The sequence below is a fragment of the Bacteroides sp. L008 genome (assembly GCF_040812255.1).
Classification (GTDB): Bacteria; Bacteroidota; Bacteroidia; order Bacteroidales; family Bacteroidaceae; genus Bacteroides; species Bacteroides vicugnae.
Map to the genome: position 1 here is coordinate 1,181,578 of NZ_JBFNXO010000002.1, position 16,456 is coordinate 1,198,033.

Annotated in this window: 17 protein-coding genes, 1 other RNA gene and 1 pseudogene; 13 read left to right on the top strand and 6 right to left on the bottom strand. The window is 42.4% G+C overall.

All coding sequences use genetic code 11. The features are described 5' to 3' along the window. The first annotated feature begins 140 nt into the window (after nt 1-140). Together AB3G73_RS23480 and AB3G73_RS23485 are read left to right on the top strand one after the other, a co-directional pair. Nucleotides 141-1,529, top strand: a complete 1,389-nt coding sequence (locus AB3G73_RS23480; protein WP_074557349.1) for an MFS transporter — start codon at nt 141-143, stop codon at nt 1,527-1,529. 118 nt (nt 1,530-1,647) lie between these two features. Beyond that, nucleotides 1,648-1,995 (top strand): PqqD family protein, encoded by a 348-nt coding sequence (locus AB3G73_RS23485; protein WP_074557351.1) that lies wholly within the window; start codon nt 1,648-1,650, stop codon nt 1,993-1,995. A gap of 301 nt (nt 1,996-2,296) precedes the next feature. On the opposite strand, the gene AB3G73_RS23490 is transcribed toward AB3G73_RS23485, so the two are convergent. The 3 genes from AB3G73_RS23490 to AB3G73_RS23500 all read right to left on the bottom strand — a co-directional run bounded on the left by AB3G73_RS23490 (nt 2,297) and on the right by AB3G73_RS23500 (nt 5,256). Continuing rightward, entirely contained in the window at nt 2,297-2,581 is a 285-nt protein-coding gene (locus tag AB3G73_RS23490; RefSeq protein WP_074557353.1) for a hypothetical protein, read from the bottom strand. Between the two features lie 23 nt (nt 2,582-2,604). Then, complete coding sequence (locus tag AB3G73_RS23495; protein WP_217721614.1) at nt 2,605-3,672, bottom strand: DUF4831 family protein; 1,068 nt, start codon at nt 3,670-3,672, stop codon at nt 2,605-2,607. 72 nt (nt 3,673-3,744) lie between these two features. After that, nucleotides 3,745-5,256: a bifunctional ADP-dependent NAD(P)H-hydrate dehydratase/NAD(P)H-hydrate epimerase gene (locus AB3G73_RS23500; protein ID WP_074557357.1), complete on the bottom strand. Its 1,512-nt coding sequence runs from the start codon at nt 5,254-5,256 to the stop codon at nt 3,745-3,747. Between the two features lie 557 nt (nt 5,257-5,813). Between AB3G73_RS23500 and AB3G73_RS23505 the strand changes: the two genes are divergently transcribed. From AB3G73_RS23505 to AB3G73_RS23540, 8 genes are all read left to right on the top strand, one after another. Then, a complete protein-coding gene (locus tag AB3G73_RS23505; protein ID WP_148364407.1) occupies nt 5,814-6,038 on the top strand; it encodes a winged helix-turn-helix domain-containing protein in 225 nt (74 codons plus the stop codon). 203 nt (nt 6,039-6,241) lie between these two features. Beyond that, nucleotides 6,242-7,786, top strand: coding sequence for a peptide MFS transporter (locus AB3G73_RS23510; RefSeq protein WP_367745698.1), 1,545 nt, complete (start codon nt 6,242-6,244; stop codon nt 7,784-7,786). Between the two features lie 41 nt (nt 7,787-7,827). Beyond that, complete coding sequence (hpt, locus tag AB3G73_RS23515) at nt 7,828-8,364, top strand: hypoxanthine phosphoribosyltransferase (protein ID WP_004304676.1); 537 nt, start codon at nt 7,828-7,830, stop codon at nt 8,362-8,364. Nucleotides 8,365-8,431: 67 nt separating this feature from the next. Continuing rightward, a complete protein-coding gene (locus tag AB3G73_RS23520; protein WP_195648409.1) occupies nt 8,432-9,001 on the top strand; it encodes an adenylate kinase in 570 nt (189 codons plus the stop codon). A gap of 115 nt (nt 9,002-9,116) precedes the next feature. Next, nucleotides 9,117-10,283, top strand: a complete 1,167-nt coding sequence (obgE, locus tag AB3G73_RS23525) for a GTPase ObgE (RefSeq protein ID WP_074557362.1) — start codon at nt 9,117-9,119, stop codon at nt 10,281-10,283. Further along, nucleotides 10,280-11,092 (top strand): peptidoglycan editing factor PgeF, encoded by an 813-nt coding sequence (pgeF, locus tag AB3G73_RS23530; RefSeq protein WP_320980134.1) that lies wholly within the window; start codon nt 10,280-10,282, stop codon nt 11,090-11,092. The genes obgE and pgeF overlap by 4 nt, the downstream gene beginning before the upstream one ends. Before the next feature lie 50 nt (nt 11,093-11,142). Then, entirely contained in the window at nt 11,143-11,808 is a 666-nt protein-coding gene (locus tag AB3G73_RS23535; RefSeq protein WP_195648407.1) for a B3/4 domain-containing protein, read from the top strand. Between the two features lie 37 nt (nt 11,809-11,845). Beyond that, entirely contained in the window at nt 11,846-12,484 is a 639-nt protein-coding gene (locus AB3G73_RS23540) for a M23 family metallopeptidase (RefSeq protein ID WP_148364410.1), read from the top strand. A 4-nt stretch (nt 12,485-12,488) separates the two neighbouring features. Here the strand turns inward: AB3G73_RS23540 and AB3G73_RS23545 are convergent, their stop codons facing one another. Beyond that, the gene (locus AB3G73_RS23545) at nt 12,489-13,670 is read right to left on the bottom strand and encodes a lactonase family protein (RefSeq protein WP_367745699.1); all 1,182 of its coding nucleotides are present in this window, start codon (nt 13,668-13,670) and stop codon (nt 12,489-12,491) included. Between the two features lie 183 nt (nt 13,671-13,853). Here AB3G73_RS23545 and ssrA point away from each other — a divergent pair. Beyond that, nucleotides 13,854-14,250: a transfer-messenger RNA gene (gene ssrA / locus AB3G73_RS23550) on the top strand. A 201-nt stretch (nt 14,251-14,451) separates the two neighbouring features. Continuing rightward, a pseudogene (locus tag AB3G73_RS23555) lies at nt 14,452-14,900 on the top strand (DUF5712 family protein); the annotation flags it as partial. 9 nt (nt 14,901-14,909) lie between these two features. Here the strand turns inward: AB3G73_RS23555 and AB3G73_RS23560 are convergent. Next, on the bottom strand, nt 14,910-15,134 hold the full coding sequence (locus AB3G73_RS23560) for a PcfJ domain-containing protein (RefSeq protein WP_367745700.1): 225 nt from the start codon (nt 15,132-15,134) through the stop codon (nt 14,910-14,912). Next, a complete protein-coding gene (locus AB3G73_RS23565; RefSeq protein ID WP_367745728.1) occupies nt 15,065-15,331 on the bottom strand; it encodes a hypothetical protein in 267 nt (88 codons plus the stop codon). Before AB3G73_RS23565 ends, AB3G73_RS23560 begins: the two co-directional genes overlap by 70 nt. 328 nt (nt 15,332-15,659) lie before the next feature. Between AB3G73_RS23565 and AB3G73_RS23570 the strand changes: the two genes are divergently transcribed. Then, nucleotides 15,660-16,244 carry a phosphoglycerate mutase family protein gene (locus AB3G73_RS23570; protein ID WP_342989135.1) on the top strand — a complete coding sequence of 195 codons (585 nt, stop codon included), beginning with the start codon at nt 15,660-15,662 and terminating at the stop codon, nt 16,242-16,244. Nucleotides 16,245-16,456: the final 212 nt, after the last annotated feature.

Consider the following 16,456-nt stretch of genomic DNA (forward strand, 5'->3'; position numbering starts at 1 on the left):
GATTTTCAATGTTCCGAGTGGTCAGTGTAATCCGCACTTAACTTTTTCTTGTAAAAACAATCTCTTTGTGATAGAAACAAACGAGATTTAACTACCTTTGTGGGCTGTATAAGATTATTAACTACTTTTTGAATATAACAATGACAGAACATTTGAAACAGAAATTGAATGACTCCGCCGTACTCCGATGGAGTGTTCTAGCATTGGTCGCATTTACTATGCTATGCGGCTATTTCCTCACCGACGTAATGTCTCCTCTAAAACCCATGCTTGAGAAAGAACTACTATGGGATAGTCTTGATTATGGATTCTTCACAAGCGCTTACGGTTGGTTTAACGTATTCTTGTTGATGCTGATCTTCGGTGGTATCATTTTGGATAAGATGGGAGTTCGTTTCACCGGAATGGGAGCTTGTTTATTGATGGTGTTTGGTTGTGGATTGAAATACTATGCGATTTCTACTACTTTTCCGGAAGGTGCCATGCTCTTCGGATTCAAAACACAGGTGACTTTGGCTGCATTGGGATATGCTATTTTTGGTGTAGGTGTGGAGATTGCCGGTATCACTGTTTCCAAGATTATAGTGAAATGGTTCAAGGGCAAGGAAATGGCATTGGCTATGGGACTTGAAATGGCTACGGCACGTATCGGAACAACTCTGGCGATGGTGTTGACAGTTCCTTTGGCAGACTTCTTCGGATATACGGACGAGAGTGGTGCATTCCATACCAATATTCCTGCTCCTATTCTGTTTTGTCTGATTATGTTGTGTGTAGGTACCATCGCTTTCTTCCTTTATACTTTCTACGATAAGAAATTGGATGCTTCTTTGGATGCAGAAGGCTTGGAACCGGAAGAGCCGTTCCGCATGAAAGACATTGTGTATATCATCACAAATAAAGGATTCTGGTTGATTGCATTACTGTGTGTATTATTCTACTCGGCCGTGTTCCCCTTTATCAAATATGCTGCCGACTTGATGGTGCAGAAATATAATGTGGATCCGAAACTGGCGGGAACGATTCCCGGATTATTGCCGATTGGTGCTATTATCCTGACTCCGTTGTTCGGTTCGTTATATGACCGTATCGGTAAGGGAGCCACATTGATGGTGATCGGATCATTGATGCTGATTTTTGTACATACCATGTTTGCCCTGCCTATATTGAATATATGGTGGTTTGCTACTATTATAATGATTATATTGGGATTTGCTTTCTCACTGGTGCCTTCGGCTATGTGGCCTTCTGTTCCGAAGATTATTCCGGAAAAACAGTTGGGTACTGCTTACGCTTTGATTTTCTGGGTACAGAACTGGGGATTGATGGGTGTTCCTTTGTTAATCGGATGGGTATTGAATACTTATTGTAAAGGTCCGGTGGTAGACGGTGCACAGACTTATGATTACACATTGCCGATGACTATTTTTGCTCTCTTTGGTGTACTTGCTCTGGTTGTTGCTTTGATGTTGAAAGCAGAGAACAAGAAGAAAGGATACGGTTTGGAAGAGGCAAATATCCAGAAGTAACAGTTGCTACAATTCGAAGTAACTGTTGTGATTCAAAGTAACGCTATAAATCCGAAAGTATAAGGTTCGGAAATAAAAGAGAATCAGTATTAATGCTTTGAAATAAGAAATAAGAACTATGGCTGCCAAAGAGAAAACCAACCTGTTAGAGGTTATTCCCTGTCGCAGTGAACATATTACAGCAGAAAGGGAAGGGGAGACGATTGTGCTCTCCTTTCCCCGTTTTAAATATCCGTGGATGCAACGCTTCCTTGTACCGGCAGGAATGTCGAAAGAACTTCATGTACGATTGGAAGAACACGGTACGGCTGTATGGGAACTGATAGATGGAAAACGTACTGTTCGTGAGATCATAGAAGAACTCGCAGAGCATTTTCAAAATGAAGCGGGATACGAGTCTCGTGTATCGGCTTATCTTTCTCAAATGCAGAAAGATGGATTTATAAAACTTTTCTTAATTAGATGATAGGTGATAGATAGTTGATAAATGATAGTTGATAGATGATAAATGATAGTTACTATGTGGCATAATAGCTGGTTATATGCGTAGTACAGCCCTCCTAAGGAGGTTTATTAAATATCTCGTTTAAAGACATGAAAAAAGGCAACTGATTCATTACGAATTAGTTGCCTTTTTAATATTTTGAGAATATCTTTAGTTACTTATATTTCTTATTTACTAAATATCCCTTATCATTTAGGAAACATCTCCCATCTCCCATCTATCATTTATCACCTATCATCTATCATCTATCATCATAAATTATCTAATTAAGGAAGATTGCCCAGAATATGACAGCAGTTGCTATGAGGGCTCCCATGATAATAAGCGTCCCCCAAACGAAATAATTACTGTCCTTTTCTTTCTTTTTTTCCGAGTCGTGGATGATACGTCCCATTTCCTCGGGAGTGGTGTTGGGCAGTGGATAAGGCTCGTTGGTGCGGTTTAAGTGCTTCAGTTTGTTGTTGGCACGTTCACGGCGTAGACGGGAAGCCTCCCGTCCTTCGCTAAGCCGGCGTATCATGTCGAGCATATGTCCTTCACCACCCATATTCTTTGTCTTTTAGAATTTTACTATTTACCTTCTTCTCTATCCACTTTTAACAATCCTCCCGTATTCGGATCAAAATAAACTTTGATTGTAGAATTCTTATTGAATAAGACAGGAGCCAGATATTCTATCACACCGAATTGAGTTATAGGAAGTTCACCTTCGTAAAGTTTCTTTTTACCGTCGGTCAATGTAACCATTGCTTGTCCGGGCACGTTGTAGGCGATTCCATCCAAATCTTTCTTCTTTTTACCGTCTTCCTGTGGGATCTTGACAGATTTCAGGTCTTTCAAGCTGATATAAAACGGAGTTCCTGCCAGGTCATTATTAGCAACTACGCCTAGCTTCTTGGAGAAGCGGAAAGCAACTTCGTTGTTGAATTCCTTGTCCGGAGTAAGACGGACGGTGAATGTCTTCTCTTCCTTATCACGAGTGCCGGAGAACATTTGAGTCATGGCTTCTTCCTGTGCATTCAGATTATCGAGCATAATTTTAAGCTGTGCTCCGTCTGAAGGCATATTGTCAGCTTGTCCGCGCAATAAGGCATTCTTGCTTTCGCGGATGTTATAGATCTCTTTAGCTACCAGTTCAGCCATCTTCGCGGTAGAGCTGGCCATCAGGATTTCTTCGGTCAGGAATTCGCGGGGATTCGCTATTTTTGAGAGGACAGTGGGAGCAGGAGCTGTTTTCTTGTCTGAACTGCTTTTGCTGTAAGGCACATTGATGGTTTTCACGATGCCGTCCTCTGTCAGTTCCATAAGCGGTGCTACTGTTTTATCCTTCAATTTTACGAAGTAAGTAGTTTCGCTGTTGGGTACTCCTACGGATTTCACTTTCACACTAGCCAGTTCCCAATACTCTTCGGGTTCGGTGGAGACGTTGGCCAATCGCAAGTAACGATCAGCGTATTTGCTGAATTCTCCTGGAGTATAGTTGACTTTGTTGGCTTTTATTTCAAGCTCTATTTGGGTTTTGGGAAGGCTGTAGACTACTCCGTAATCTTTTCCCCGGGTAACTCCCGTCAGTACTTCGGTTTGTGCATAGGCGGATGTTGCCATCAGTAGTCCCGCTGCTATAATCAACTTTTTCATATTCGGTTCTTTTTAACTGGTTTTGAAAACAAAGTTAATGAAGTTATTGAAAAAACTGTAAGTTCTTAACTTTTATTCGCTTACAAGTCGCCATGCTGTCGGCAGACAGGTGATAATATCGCTTGCGATCATTCCGATCATTCCCTGCTTCTTTTGAGCGACATCGCCCGCCAATCCGTGAATGTAAGTGCCGATTTTAGCGGCTTCTTCGGTTGGATAACCTTGGGCGAGCAGTGCCAGGATTACTCCGGTCAATACGTCACCACTACCTCCGGTTGCCATTCCGGGATTCCCGGTCGGATTGAAGAAACATTTGCCTTCGGGGGTGATGATGGCGGAATAGGCTCCTTTTAAAACAATGTGGACATGAGCGGCATGAGCCAACTCGCAAGCCTTCATCAGACGTTCGTAGGAATCCTGACATTTGCCGGTCAGACGTTCCAGCTCCTTCGGATGCGGGGTGAGGATGGAGCCTTTCGGCAGATGTGTAAGTGCGTGGCGGTGGTTGGCAAGGATATTAAGTGCATCGGCGTCTACTACAACAGGGGCTTGGCAGTGTTCCAGTTGCTCCAGTAGGGCAGCTTCCGTTTCTTCATTTCGTCCCAGTCCCGGACCGATGCCGACTGCTTGATAATCATCTGTGTCGGTGGGTACGGCAAAACAGGTCTCGTTGGCGTCGGTTTCTACGATTGCTTCAGGTATGGAAGTCTGCAAGATGTCGTTGTTACACATTGGTGCATGAACGGTCAGCAGTCCTACTCCCGAACGGAGGCAGGCACGGGCGGCGAGAGCAGAAGCTCCTGCCATTCCTTTTGAACCGGCTATCAATAGTGCATGACCAAAGTTTCCCTTGTGGGCAAACTGTTTGCGTGGTTTGATGAGTGAACGGATCTCCTCTATTTCCAACATCTCGTAGTTTGTTTCCGTTTCTTCAATGCCGTCCTCGCTCAATTGGATATCCAGTAATTCCCATTCTCCTACAAATTCAGTGTTTTCTGCGAACAAAAAGGCGAGCTTCGGCAGTTGCAGACTGAAAGTAACGTCGGCACGGATAATATTGGTTTTTACGTTGAATGTGTTTTCTTCTCCCATTAATCCCGAAGGAATGTCGATGGCTACTACCATGGCAGGGGAAGAATTAATGTATTTCACTACGGCAGCGAATCCTCCGCTCAATGGTTTGTTCAGGCCGGAACCGAACAATCCATCAATAACCAGATGATCGGGTGTCAGGACAGGAGGGACGAATTGGGTACTAATTTCATGGAATGCCACTTCTTCCATCATTTCTACCAGTTCTTTGTTGGTCTGGCAGTCAGGTGAAAGTTCTCCCTTTGGGTTGAAGAGATATACTTCGAGCTTATACCCTTTTTCAGCCATCATGCGGGCTACGGCAAGGGCGTCTCCGCCATTATTTCCCGGTCCGGCAAAGATGGTGACCGGTGTTTCCGTATTCCATCTGTCTGTGATGGCTTTAGTTAATGCAGTTGCTGCACGTTCCATCAGGTCGATTGATGCAATAGGTTCGTTCTCAATGGTATAAGCGTCCAATTTCTTGATACTGCTGCTTGGAAATATTTTCATTGCGATGTTCTTTTAGTTTTCGGATTACAAATGTACATGATTCTTCTGACTTTTCCCGTTTGTTGTGGGAAGAAAACTTATTAATTATAAGGAGATGAGCTGCAGGGAATAGGGAAGTAAGTTGTCCGTGACCCATAGCAAAGTTCTTTTCTATAGGTTGCAAAGTTTTTGAGTATAGGAAGAAAACTATAATTGCAACTTTTGATTATATAAATGAAGCTTTCATTTATATAAACGCAAGCTTTGTTTTTATAAATGCAAGTTGCATTTATAGATTTTAGTTAGTGAAAAGGAACTTTTCAATGAGTCATTAGTAAGTTTATCATTGATAGAGAGTAACTTTGTTATGAATAGATTGGGAATGATCTGTAAATGTATCGGACATAGTCTGTTTGGTTTGGGGAAAAATCTGCTTTTGAACAATTTAAGTGTTTGATTATTTGCGGTTTCCAATAAAAATACTATCTTTGGGGTAGGTGATGTGTATTGCATCATTTTCCTATGCTCACAATGAATAAGATTATAAATAATAGATTGTTTAATCTTTTAAAGTTTGCATGATGGAAAAGACAAAGATTGGCTTGAATGCCGGGAAAGTATGGCGCATCTTAAATGAAAAAGGTGAACTTTCCATGTTCGATTTGTGCCGTGAATTAGGTTTGACGTTCGAAGACGTAGCTCTTGCTATTGGTTGGCTGGCTAGAGAAAGCAAAGTCTTTTTGAGGAAGAGGGAAGGAATGCTTTTTGCCAGTGTCGAAAATGTCGAATTTACTTTTGGCTAAAGTGGTAAGTAACCTGCATGTAAGATGGATCTCCATTTTGTTATTTATACAGCTGAAAAAATAATGAAGTGGACCGGTAGGATTTTTTATGCTCATTTTTATTATTCCCCTGTATTCCTGTTTGATAAGAACTTTCTTTTTTTAAAGCATTTAATCTATTTTTCGTACCTTTGCACCCCATAAACTACTAAACACATAAATTTATGAGTGCATTGAAAGGGCATCCGAAAGGTCTTTATCTGATTTTCGCGACAAGCACGGCAGAGCGTTTCAGTTACTACGGTATGCGCGCGATCTTTATTCTTTTCCTGACGCAGGCATTATTGTTTGACAAAGAAGCGGCAGCATCCATTTACGGTAGCTATACCGGATTAGTCTATTTAACTCCTTTGATTGGCGGATACATTGCTGATAAATATTGGGGAATCCGTCGCTCTGTGTTTTGGGGAGCAGTGATGATGGCAGTCGGACAATTCCTGATGTTCATGAGTGCCTCTACTTTGGATAATACGGAACTTGCTCACTGGATGATGTATGGCGGACTCGGATTCCTGATCTTGGGAAATGGTTGTTTCAAACCTACCGTTTCTTCTCTCGTGGGGCAACTCTACGAACCGGGAGACAGACGGCTGGATGCTGCATATACCATTTTCTATATGGGAGTGAATGTCGGTTCCTTTGCCGCCCCTTTGATTTGTGGTTATCTGGGTGATACCGGTGATCCGCACGACTTTAAATGGGGATTTCTTGCAGCCGGAATCATGACACTGTTCACCGTTGTACTTTTTGAAACTCAAAAGAATAAATATCTTTTCTCTCCCTCCGGAGAACCAATCGGTATTATTCCCGATGCCAAACGTGAAAAGAAAGAGGAGATAGCCGAGCATATCTCACACCAGAAGATGGATAAGCGTATCAAGATACGTAATACCCTTGTAATCACTATTCTTACAGTTGCTTTAATAGCCTTCTTTAATTATGCTTTTGAGGGTGATTGGGTGAGCATCGGTATTTTTACCGCCTGCATTGTTTTCCCTGTCCTCATCCTGCTGGACGGATCATTAACTAAGATCGAACGTAGCCGTATTTTTGTTATCTATATAGTAGCTTTCTTTGTCATTTTCTTCTGGGCGGCTTACGAACAGGCAGGAGCCTCTTTAACCCTTTTTGCCTCCGAACAGACCAACCGCGATATTTTAGGTTGGGAAATGCCGGCTTCGTGGTTTCAATCCTTCAATCCTCTGTTTGTTGTTGTTCTGGCATATATAATGCCGGGTGTGTGGAGCTTCCTTAACAAACGAAAGATGGAACCTGCTTCTCCTACCAAACAAGCGATTGGCTTGCTACTGCTTTCTTTAGGTTATCTTTTCATCTGTTTCGGAGTGAAAGATGCCATCCCCGGAGTGAAGGTAAGTATGATTTGGCTGACAGGACTTTACTTTATTCATACAATGGGTGAAATAGCCTTGTCACCTATCGGACTTTCAATGGTAAATAAGTTGAGTCCGTTACGCTTCGCCTCTTTGATGATGGGAATCTGGTATCTGTCTACTGCCACAGCCAATAAATTTGCAGGCATGCTGAGCGGACTTTATCCGGAAGCCGGAAAAGTGAAATCAATCTTTGGTTATCAGATTGCTACCATGTACGATTTCTTTATGGTATTCGTTGTCATGTCCGGTGTTGCTTCATTGATTCTGTTCCTTCTCTCGAAGAAATTACAGAAGATGATGCACGGGGTAGAATAAAAAATCGTATTTTTGCAAGGTTATTTTTAAAATTACCGGTTATGGATACCATTCAGATAAAAGACAAACAGTTCACTGTTTCTATTAAGGAACAGGATATTCAGAAAGAAGTGATTCGCGTAGCGAACGAAATCAACCGCGACTTGGCAGGTAAGAATCCGCTCTTCCTTAGTGTGTTGAACGGTTCATTTATGTTTACCGCCGACTTGTTGAAGCATATCACCATCCCTTGCGAGATTTCGTTTGTGAAACTGGCTTCTTATCAGGGAGTGACTTCCTCGGGAGTGATTAAGGAAGTGATCGGACTGAATGAAGACATTGCCGGACGCACAGTAGTTATTGTGGAAGATATTGTGGATACCGGGCTGACCATGCAACGCCTGTTGGATACACTGGGTACACGCAACCCTGAAGCAATCCATATTGCTTCTCTGCTAGTGAAGCCTGAAAAACTCAAGGTCAATCTGAACATCGAATACGTAGCAATGGAAATCCCGAACGACTTTATCGTAGGTTACGGATTGGATTATGATGGTTTCGGACGTAACTATCCCGATATTTATACAGTAGTAGATTAAACAGTTAATATTAAATAGGTACCAGTTTAAATGGTAAATAGTAAATCGTTAAATTGTAAATAACAAAATGTTGAACATCGTAATTTTCGGTGCTCCGGGTTCAGGAAAAGGAACACAGAGCGAACGTATTGTAGAAAAGTATGGAATCAATCACATCTCAACAGGAGATGTATTGCGTGCTGAAATCAAGAATGGCACAGAACTGGGTAAAACAGCTAAAGGTTACATCGACCAAGGTCAATTGATTCCTGATGAATTAATGATTGATATTCTGGCAAGCGTATTCGACAGCTTCGAAGATAGCAAAGGTGTAATTTTCGACGGTTTCCCAAGAACAATTGCACAAGCTGAAGCATTAAAGAAAATGTTGGCAGAAAGAGGACAGGATGTTTCTGTAATGGTTGACCTGGATGTTCCGGAGGAAGAACTGATGGTACGTCTGATTAAACGTGGTAAGGATTCCGGTCGTGCTGATGATAATGAAGAGACCATCAAAAAACGTCTGCACGTATATCATTCACAGACTGCCCCACTGATCGACTGGTACAAGAACGAAAAGAAATACCAACACATCAACGGCTTGGGTACTATGGAAGGTATCTTTGCTGAAATCTGCGAAGCAGTAGATAAATTGTAATTTAGTAATCTTACTAATTATCAATACACTATTATAAATGAATAAGTCAGTCAGTGGCCGGAGTATTCTACTTAACTACTCTAACTACTGACTACTTTAACTACTTAAAAAGAATATGGCTGAATCGAATTTTGTTGATTACGTAAAGATATACTGTCGCTCGGGTAAGGGCGGAAGAGGCTCTACGCACATGAGGCGCGAGAAATATTGTCCTAACGGAGGTCCCGATGGGGGCGATGGTGGAAGAGGAGGTCATATCATCTTGCGCGGTAACCGTAATTACTGGACATTGCTGCACTTGAAGTATGACCGTCATGCAATGGCCGGTCATGGTGAATCGGGGAGCAAAGGACGTAGTTTCGGAAAAGACGGTGCGGATAAAGTAATAGAAGTGCCCTGCGGAACGGTCGTTTATAATGCCGAAACCGGGGAATATCTTTGTGACGTAACAGAAGACGGACAGGAAGTGATCTTGCTCAAAGGCGGTCGCGGTGGTCAGGGTAACTGGCATTTCAAGACGGCAACCCGTCAGGCTCCACGTTTTGCGCAGCCGGGAGAACCGATGCAGGAAATGACCGTTATCATGGAGCTGAAACTGCTTGCCGATGTTGGTCTGGTAGGTTTCCCGAATGCGGGTAAGTCAACTTTGCTTTCTTCTATTTCAGCTGCCAAACCGAAAATTGCTGATTACCCGTTTACTACGCTCGAACCCAATCTGGGTATCGTTTCCTATCATGGTGGAAAGTCTTTCGTAATGGCGGACATACCGGGTATTATCGAGGGAGCCAGTCAGGGTAAAGGCTTGGGACTGCGTTTCCTGCGTCATATCGAGCGCAATTCATTGCTGCTGTTTATGGTTCCGGCAGACAGTGACGACATTCGTAAGGAATACGAAGTCTTGCTGAACGAACTGCGTACTTTCAATCCTGAAATGTTGGACAAGCAACGTGTGTTGGCTGTCACCAAGAGCGATATGCTCGATCAGGAATTGATGGACGAAATAGAACCTACATTGCCGGAAGGCATTCCCCACGTATTCATATCTTCTGTTTCCGGTTTGGGTATCTCGGTGTTGAAAGACATTCTTTGGGAAGAACTGAATAAGGAAAGTAATAAGATAGAGAACATCGTTCACCGTCCGAAGGACGTGACCCGTCTGCAACAGGAGCTCAAAGACATGGGCGAAGATGAAGACATCGTTTATGAATATGATGACAATGTTGATGATGACGACGATGATATCGACTATGAATATGAGGAAGAAGATTGGGAAGAAAAATGATTTCACTTACAAAAAATAAAGAGTTGAAGGGATATAAGTCACTCATGTCATATCCCGAAGTAGCTCATTTCGTAACTACACGTCACGGAGGTGTTAGTACCGGGACTTATGCCTCTTTCAACTGCTCGCCTTATACGAATGACACGTGTATGAATCTTGTCCGTAACCGGCATCGGTTGCTTCAATTGATGAAGTGGGAAATACAAGAATTATTCTTTGCAGAGCAGCGACACGGTGCCGTGAGCATAGTGATTGATAAATGGTACTTTGATGCTCCGGAAGGAATGAGGCAGGATGTTTTGAGAGGTGCCGATGCTTTAATTACCAATATACCGGGGTATTGCGTTTGCGTCACGACTGCGGATTGCGTACCCGTATTGTTGTATGACAAGAAGTTGCAAGTGGTAGCTGCCATTCATGCCGGATGGAAAGGAACGGTGGAGCATATTGTCAGCAATGTACTCGAACACATGAATGAGATGTTCGGAACGCAAGGCGAAGATGTGGTAGCTTGCATCGGACCGAGTATTTCGCTCGAATCATTTGAAGTAGGCGATGAGGTCTACGAAGCTTTTAAAGAAAGTGGTTTCGATATGTCCCTTATTTCTGTTAAAAAGAGGAAAACCGGAAAGTATCATATCGACCTGTGGGAAGCAAACCGGATTGAATTACTGAATGCCGGAGTGCCTGCAGAACAGATAGAAGTAGCTGGCATCTGTACCTATATTCATCATGATGAATTCTTCTCTGCACGTAGGCTGGGTATAGACTCCGGCCGTATCTTGTCGGGAATAATGATTAGAAAGTAATAATCAGTACCTATAACCGTATAGCACTGATGATTAGTTTATGATAAGTTATGTTTGAAATAAAAGTATCTAAAGAAATAAAAGACGCATGCCCGGTTTTCGCCGGAGCCGCCGTGTATGCTGCAGTGAAGAATACTGCTTACAGCGAAGGTCTTTGGCACGAAATCAATGCTTTCACCGAACAACTGACTTCCACAACACAGATGGAAGACATCAAACATCAACCTGTTATCTTTGCTACCCGTGAGGCTTATAAACGTTGTGGCAAAGACCCCGGACGTTATCGTCCGTCAGCCGAAGCTTTGCGCCGCCGCCTGATGCGCGGAATCCCATTATATCAGATTGATACATTGGTAGACCTGATTAACCTCGTGTCTCTTCGTACGGGACATTCTATCGGTGGCTTCGATGCGGATAAAATACAAGGTACACACCTTGAACTCGGTATCGGTAAAGCTGGAGAACCGTTTGAAGGCATCGGGCGCGGTGTGTTGAATATTGAAGGATTACCCGTATATCGCGATTCATTCGGAGGAATCGGAACCCCGACAAGCGATCACGAACGTACGAAAATGGATCTCGGAACTACTCATATTTTAGCGATAGTCAACGGTTATAACGGGAAAGAAGGCTTGAAAGAAGCTGCTGAAATGATTCAGACTTTATTAAGAAACTATGCAGAATCGGATGGAGGCGAAATCATGTTCTTTGAATAATGAGGCTCCTTTTTCCGGCTTGAAAAAGAAAAAACACATGAAAAACATACTTATTTTACTGACTGTTTTATTATTGCCACTGGCTGTCAACGGACAGAATAAACCTTCATTCTCTGCCCGGGAAGTGAGCGATGTCCGGGTAGCTACTCCCGGACTATTTGCTAAAGGGAATCACATCTATCTGCATTTGGACTCCTTGAAAGACCATGAATATGCTTTTCCATTACCCGGAGGAAAAGTAATCTCCGCCTATGGAACTCGTGGAGGACATTCGGGAACAGACATTAAAACTTGTGCAAAAGATACGATTCGTGCTGCTTTTGATGGAGTGGTACGTATGTCGAAACCATATTATGCCTACGGGAATCTAGTCGTTATCCGTCACGCTAACGGATTGGAAACTCTTTATAGCCACAATTTCAAGAATCTGGTTAAAAGCGGTGATATCGTAAAAGCCGGACAGCCTATCGCACTAACCGGGCGTACTGGCCGTGCCACTACCGAACATGTGCATTTCGAAACCCGTATCAACGGAGAGCACTTCAATCCGAATCTGATTTTCAACCTGAAAGAGAGAACATTGCGGAAAGAATGTATCAAGTGTACCAAGAATGGGGGTAAAATCGTTGTGAAGACTCACACTCCTGATAGTCGGGTTGCGCAGAATAAGAAGTAAACTATTATGGCACAAACCGTATGCAAACCGGTTTGTCTATTTTAATATCCCGGTGCACGTCCGTTAGCAATCCCGTGTCTGCATCTCTTTCATAAACTTGTATCACATTGCTATCTCTGCAAGCGACTAACAGGTATTTACCGTTAGGCGTGATGATGAAATTACGCGGATGAATCCCTGTAAGTTGATAGCTTGTTTTCGTCAACATTCCATTATCCGGATGAATCCGGAAGATAGCGATGCCATCTGCTTTCAAGCGATTACTGGCATATAAGAATTTTCCATCCGGGCTGATATGAATGTCTGCACTTCCTTTGGCTCCCACAGTATCAGCAGCTATCGTTTGAATCTCTTTCAGGTTTCCGTCTTTATATTCAAAAGCAATGACTGTGCCCGACAACTCATTTATCAGATAAGCATAGTTACCGTTCGGGGCAAATGTCAGATGGCGGGGGCCTGAACCGGCTTTTACTTTGTAGGCTGCTGGTTGTCCTTCTTTAAGGAAACTCTCTTGGTTGGCAATATCTGCATCCGGGTTGATGACATATTTATGTATTTGGTCTGTTCCTAAATTATCAGCAAACAGGTATTTTCCATCCGGAGTAATCCGTATACAGTGCAAATGAGATTTTTCCTGCCGTTCCTTGTCTACTCCCGAACCTTCAAACTTCAGGATATCGGAAGCAGGAAGGAGAGAGCCATCCTTAGCAATAGGAAAAACAGAAATACTGCCTCCACTGTAATTGGCAGTCACCACATTCTTACCATTAGTGATAATATAGCAAGGGTCTTCCCCTCCGGTTTTCTGTGAATTTAATAGTTGGAAAGTGCCTTTCTCTTTATCGAAAGCCAATGCATTGGCAGTAGCCCGCTCATCATTAAATTCACTGACTGCATAAACGAATTTTCCGTCAGCGGATGGAACAAGATAAGAAGGATTCTCTATTTCTACTTCACTCAACGGGACAGCAGTTCCGTCTTTTTCATTAAAGCGGAAGCTATAGATACCTTTACTGGTTCCTGAAGTGTAAGTACCTACTAACATCGTTAATTCATTTTCCGTAGTATCGGTTGTTTCCATATGAGTCTTTTTTTTAGATGTGCAGCTACTGATACTGATTCCGAATAGACAAATAGCAGCGAATGACTTGAATATAAATGCTTTAGATAAAAATCTCTTCTTCATAAGTAGCATGTTATTGGTTGGTTCTTCATGATGCTTTTTCATTTTAAGTATAAAATAGCTCTGTAAAGATAATGCTTTGATATAATATTTGCTAACGTCTTCTCGTAATTTAGAAAACATTTCCTATCTTTGTACCCTTGGAAAGCGTTCTAAATAATCGCTATTCTGTACGAATAAGAATTTGGGGTTGACTGGATTTGACAGCGGGCAGAAATGGTAGGTAAGCATGCAGTGGGTCGGTAATTTCCACTTAAATATCAGTTATCAAAATTTTATCTGGCGAAACTAATTACGCTCTTGCTGCTTAATCGAATCACAGTAGATTAGCTTAATCCAGGCACTAGGTGCCAGGACGAGACATCACTCGGAAGCTGTTGCTCCGAAGCATTCCGGTTCAGTGGTGCAGTTACATCGGGGATAGTCAAAGGCGGCCTCGCACCTTTGATGAAACTTAAGAGGATAAGGCAGGAATTGATGGCTTTGGTTCTGTTCCTGCACGAAAATTTAGGCAAAGATAAGCATGTAGAAAGCTTATGATTTCCTCGTTTGGACGAGGGTTCGATTCCCTCCAGCTCCACTTTAAAACAAATGAAAGCTCTGATTATCAGAGCTTTTTCTTTTTATCAATCTCTTTATTCCCCCATTCTATTCCCCACTAAAAGAACTTTAGATTTATGCTACTTTAACTTATCAATTAGTTTACTAGCATCATAAAATCGTTTTTTTTAATCGATATCATGATAAAAAGAGAACATAATATATCATACCCCTTTCACCCCCATCCTCAATAAAAGAGACTCTACAAAAAACAGATGCTAAGTTTTATGCTATTCATGGCAGTCTGTCCGAATATGAACTTCGAACGATGAGTAATACAAGACGAGAGCAAGACGAGACTATGAAACGATATATATGATTCCTAAATATGCTAAGAACTTTCTGCTGAAGATATAAAGTTTTACGGTAAGATTCATTCTAACCATAACCGTTCTAATAACGAACTGAATATGCACTGTCATTTGATAGTGAACGGGAAAGACTAAGCCAATAAAAAGAAACTATCACTACTTACTAATCATTAAAATACTAAGAACAAGATAATCAAAGATGGTTTTGATCGTGTGGGTCTATTCTAACAAGTAAAGCAAGGCTTTGATAAAATATTTGGTTACCAACGTCTACAGAAAAATTTGTTTAGTTATTACAATAAAAAACTATTTTATATCTGAATAACTTAAATTACAGGAACAAGAACTTGGATTTTAGGGCAATGAATTTATCTTCATTTTCCTTTTCTTGGAGTAACCTCTGTTGCTCTCGTTCACACCTTTCTATTTCGTTTTGTCGCTTTCTCTCTGCGATTTCCTTTGCTCGTTTGGCATTGACACGCCGTGTCATAACATCGTGGGCGTCTTTGAGATCTTGGGGACAGATGTTTTTTGGATTACGAATATCCTCACCCAAAGATTGTCAATATCGCTATGAGTATTGATATTATCCAACCGACACCTCGGAATATCGGTCGTATCAGCACCCAATAGATGATTACGCCAACTATCGCCACCACCCAAAGGACGAACCTTTTTATGCGGTTGAGACTGGAGATGGATGCTCTGCCTCGGAAATTTGATATGTTGTAGTTCGTTTTCATTGTGCGACATTTTTTTATGCGTCTATCGACTATCGAAGTTTTGCTTGCTCGTTGAAACCGTCCCGTGCGGAGAGATTAGAGGGATGTTCACCCTTCGGTGAAAAAATACGAGCTGACCAACGGGAGGTCTGGAGATTTTTTCGCCGAAAGGATATAGAATATCCCTTCTCCGCACGTTCTCAACTACGAGCAAGCAGAGCTTCCTAAGCCGTACTGACTGCATAAAACTGGAGCTAAGTTTACGCCCCGGGGAAAACGAACCACGACATATTGGTACTGAAATCCATGAAAAAGAATTATCTTTGCAGATTTAGCAAATCGCAACAACGATGAATCAAATTCAAATCAATGATCTGGCTCTCGCCAATCAAAAGAAAGCCCGTGAGACACTGGAAGAATCCGGCATCGCTGAAATCTGGGAAAAAGCAGGTTGCCGGGTAAATCTAATCGGTTCACTGAGGATGGGATTACTCGCTTCTCATCGGGATATAGACCTACATGTCTATACTTCCGGTATCACCACCGACAGCAGTTTCGCAATAGCCTCTAAGATTGCAACAAACCCGAAAGTAACTGAAATCAAGTGCATCAATGCCCTGCATACTGATGAACACTGCATAGCATGGCATGTGTTCTACAAGGCTGATGATGGGGAAATATGGCAGTTCGACATTATCCATATCGAAGAGGGAACTGAATATGACGGTTACTTCGAGAGAATGGCCGACAGAATTGTCGAGGTCATGACGCAGGAGCAAAAGGATTTAATCCTCCGTCTGAAGTTTGAGACCCCGGAAGAAAAGGATTATCATGGCGTGGAATACTATGAAGCCGTCATCGCCGACGGCATAACAACAATGCCTGAATTTGAAAACTGGGTAAAAGAACACCGAAAGAAGAATCCCTATTACTGGATTCCTTAAATGGAATCGCTCAGTCCCGGTAAAGGTGAGTCTGTGACGATGTAGAGCAACGGAGTCGGCACTGTCTCGACCCGTGGACTGCTGACAAGCGGAGAGTGACGGAGCGGTCGTAAGTTCCTTACAGGTTGCTGCGTTCAGGAACACGGAAGACAGCTCCGTCTCTCACCACTTTTGACAAGCGGATAGAGTTGATAAATATTTCTAATAATACA

What these genes read in the sequence shown, in the direction of transcription:
- AB3G73_RS23480 (WP_074557349.1), top strand. Translation starts at nt 141, where the DNA reads ATGACAGAACATTTGAAACAGAAATTGAATGACTCCGCCGTACTCCGA.
- AB3G73_RS23535 (WP_195648407.1), top strand. Translation starts at nt 11,143, where the DNA reads ATGTTTGAAATAAAAGTATCTAAAGAAATAAAAGACGCATGCCCGGTT.
- AB3G73_RS23495 (WP_217721614.1), bottom strand. Translation starts at nt 3,672, where the DNA reads ATGAAAAAGTTGATTATAGCAGCGGGACTACTGATGGCAACATCCGCC.
- AB3G73_RS23520 (WP_195648409.1), top strand. Translation starts at nt 8,432, where the DNA reads ATGTTGAACATCGTAATTTTCGGTGCTCCGGGTTCAGGAAAAGGAACA.
- AB3G73_RS23565 (WP_367745728.1), bottom strand. Translation starts at nt 15,331, where the DNA reads ATGTCGCACAATGAAAACGAACTACAACATATCAAATTTCCGAGGCAG.
- AB3G73_RS23545 (WP_367745699.1), bottom strand. Translation starts at nt 13,670, where the DNA reads ATGAAGAAGAGATTTTTATCTAAAGCATTTATATTCAAGTCATTCGCT.
- obgE (WP_074557362.1), top strand. Translation starts at nt 9,117, where the DNA reads ATGGCTGAATCGAATTTTGTTGATTACGTAAAGATATACTGTCGCTCG.
- AB3G73_RS23505 (WP_148364407.1), top strand. Translation starts at nt 5,814, where the DNA reads ATGATGGAAAAGACAAAGATTGGCTTGAATGCCGGGAAAGTATGGCGC.
- AB3G73_RS23510 (WP_367745698.1), top strand. Translation starts at nt 6,242, where the DNA reads ATGAGTGCATTGAAAGGGCATCCGAAAGGTCTTTATCTGATTTTCGCG.
- AB3G73_RS23490 (WP_074557353.1), bottom strand. Translation starts at nt 2,581, where the DNA reads ATGGGTGGTGAAGGACATATGCTCGACATGATACGCCGGCTTAGCGAA.
- AB3G73_RS23500 (WP_074557357.1), bottom strand. Translation starts at nt 5,256, where the DNA reads ATGAAAATATTTCCAAGCAGCAGTATCAAGAAATTGGACGCTTATACC.
- AB3G73_RS23540 (WP_148364410.1), top strand. Translation starts at nt 11,846, where the DNA reads ATGAAAAACATACTTATTTTACTGACTGTTTTATTATTGCCACTGGCT.
- hpt (WP_004304676.1), top strand. Translation starts at nt 7,828, where the DNA reads ATGGATACCATTCAGATAAAAGACAAACAGTTCACTGTTTCTATTAAG.
- pgeF (WP_320980134.1), top strand. Translation starts at nt 10,280, where the DNA reads ATGATTTCACTTACAAAAAATAAAGAGTTGAAGGGATATAAGTCACTC.
- AB3G73_RS23485 (WP_074557351.1), top strand. Translation starts at nt 1,648, where the DNA reads ATGGCTGCCAAAGAGAAAACCAACCTGTTAGAGGTTATTCCCTGTCGC.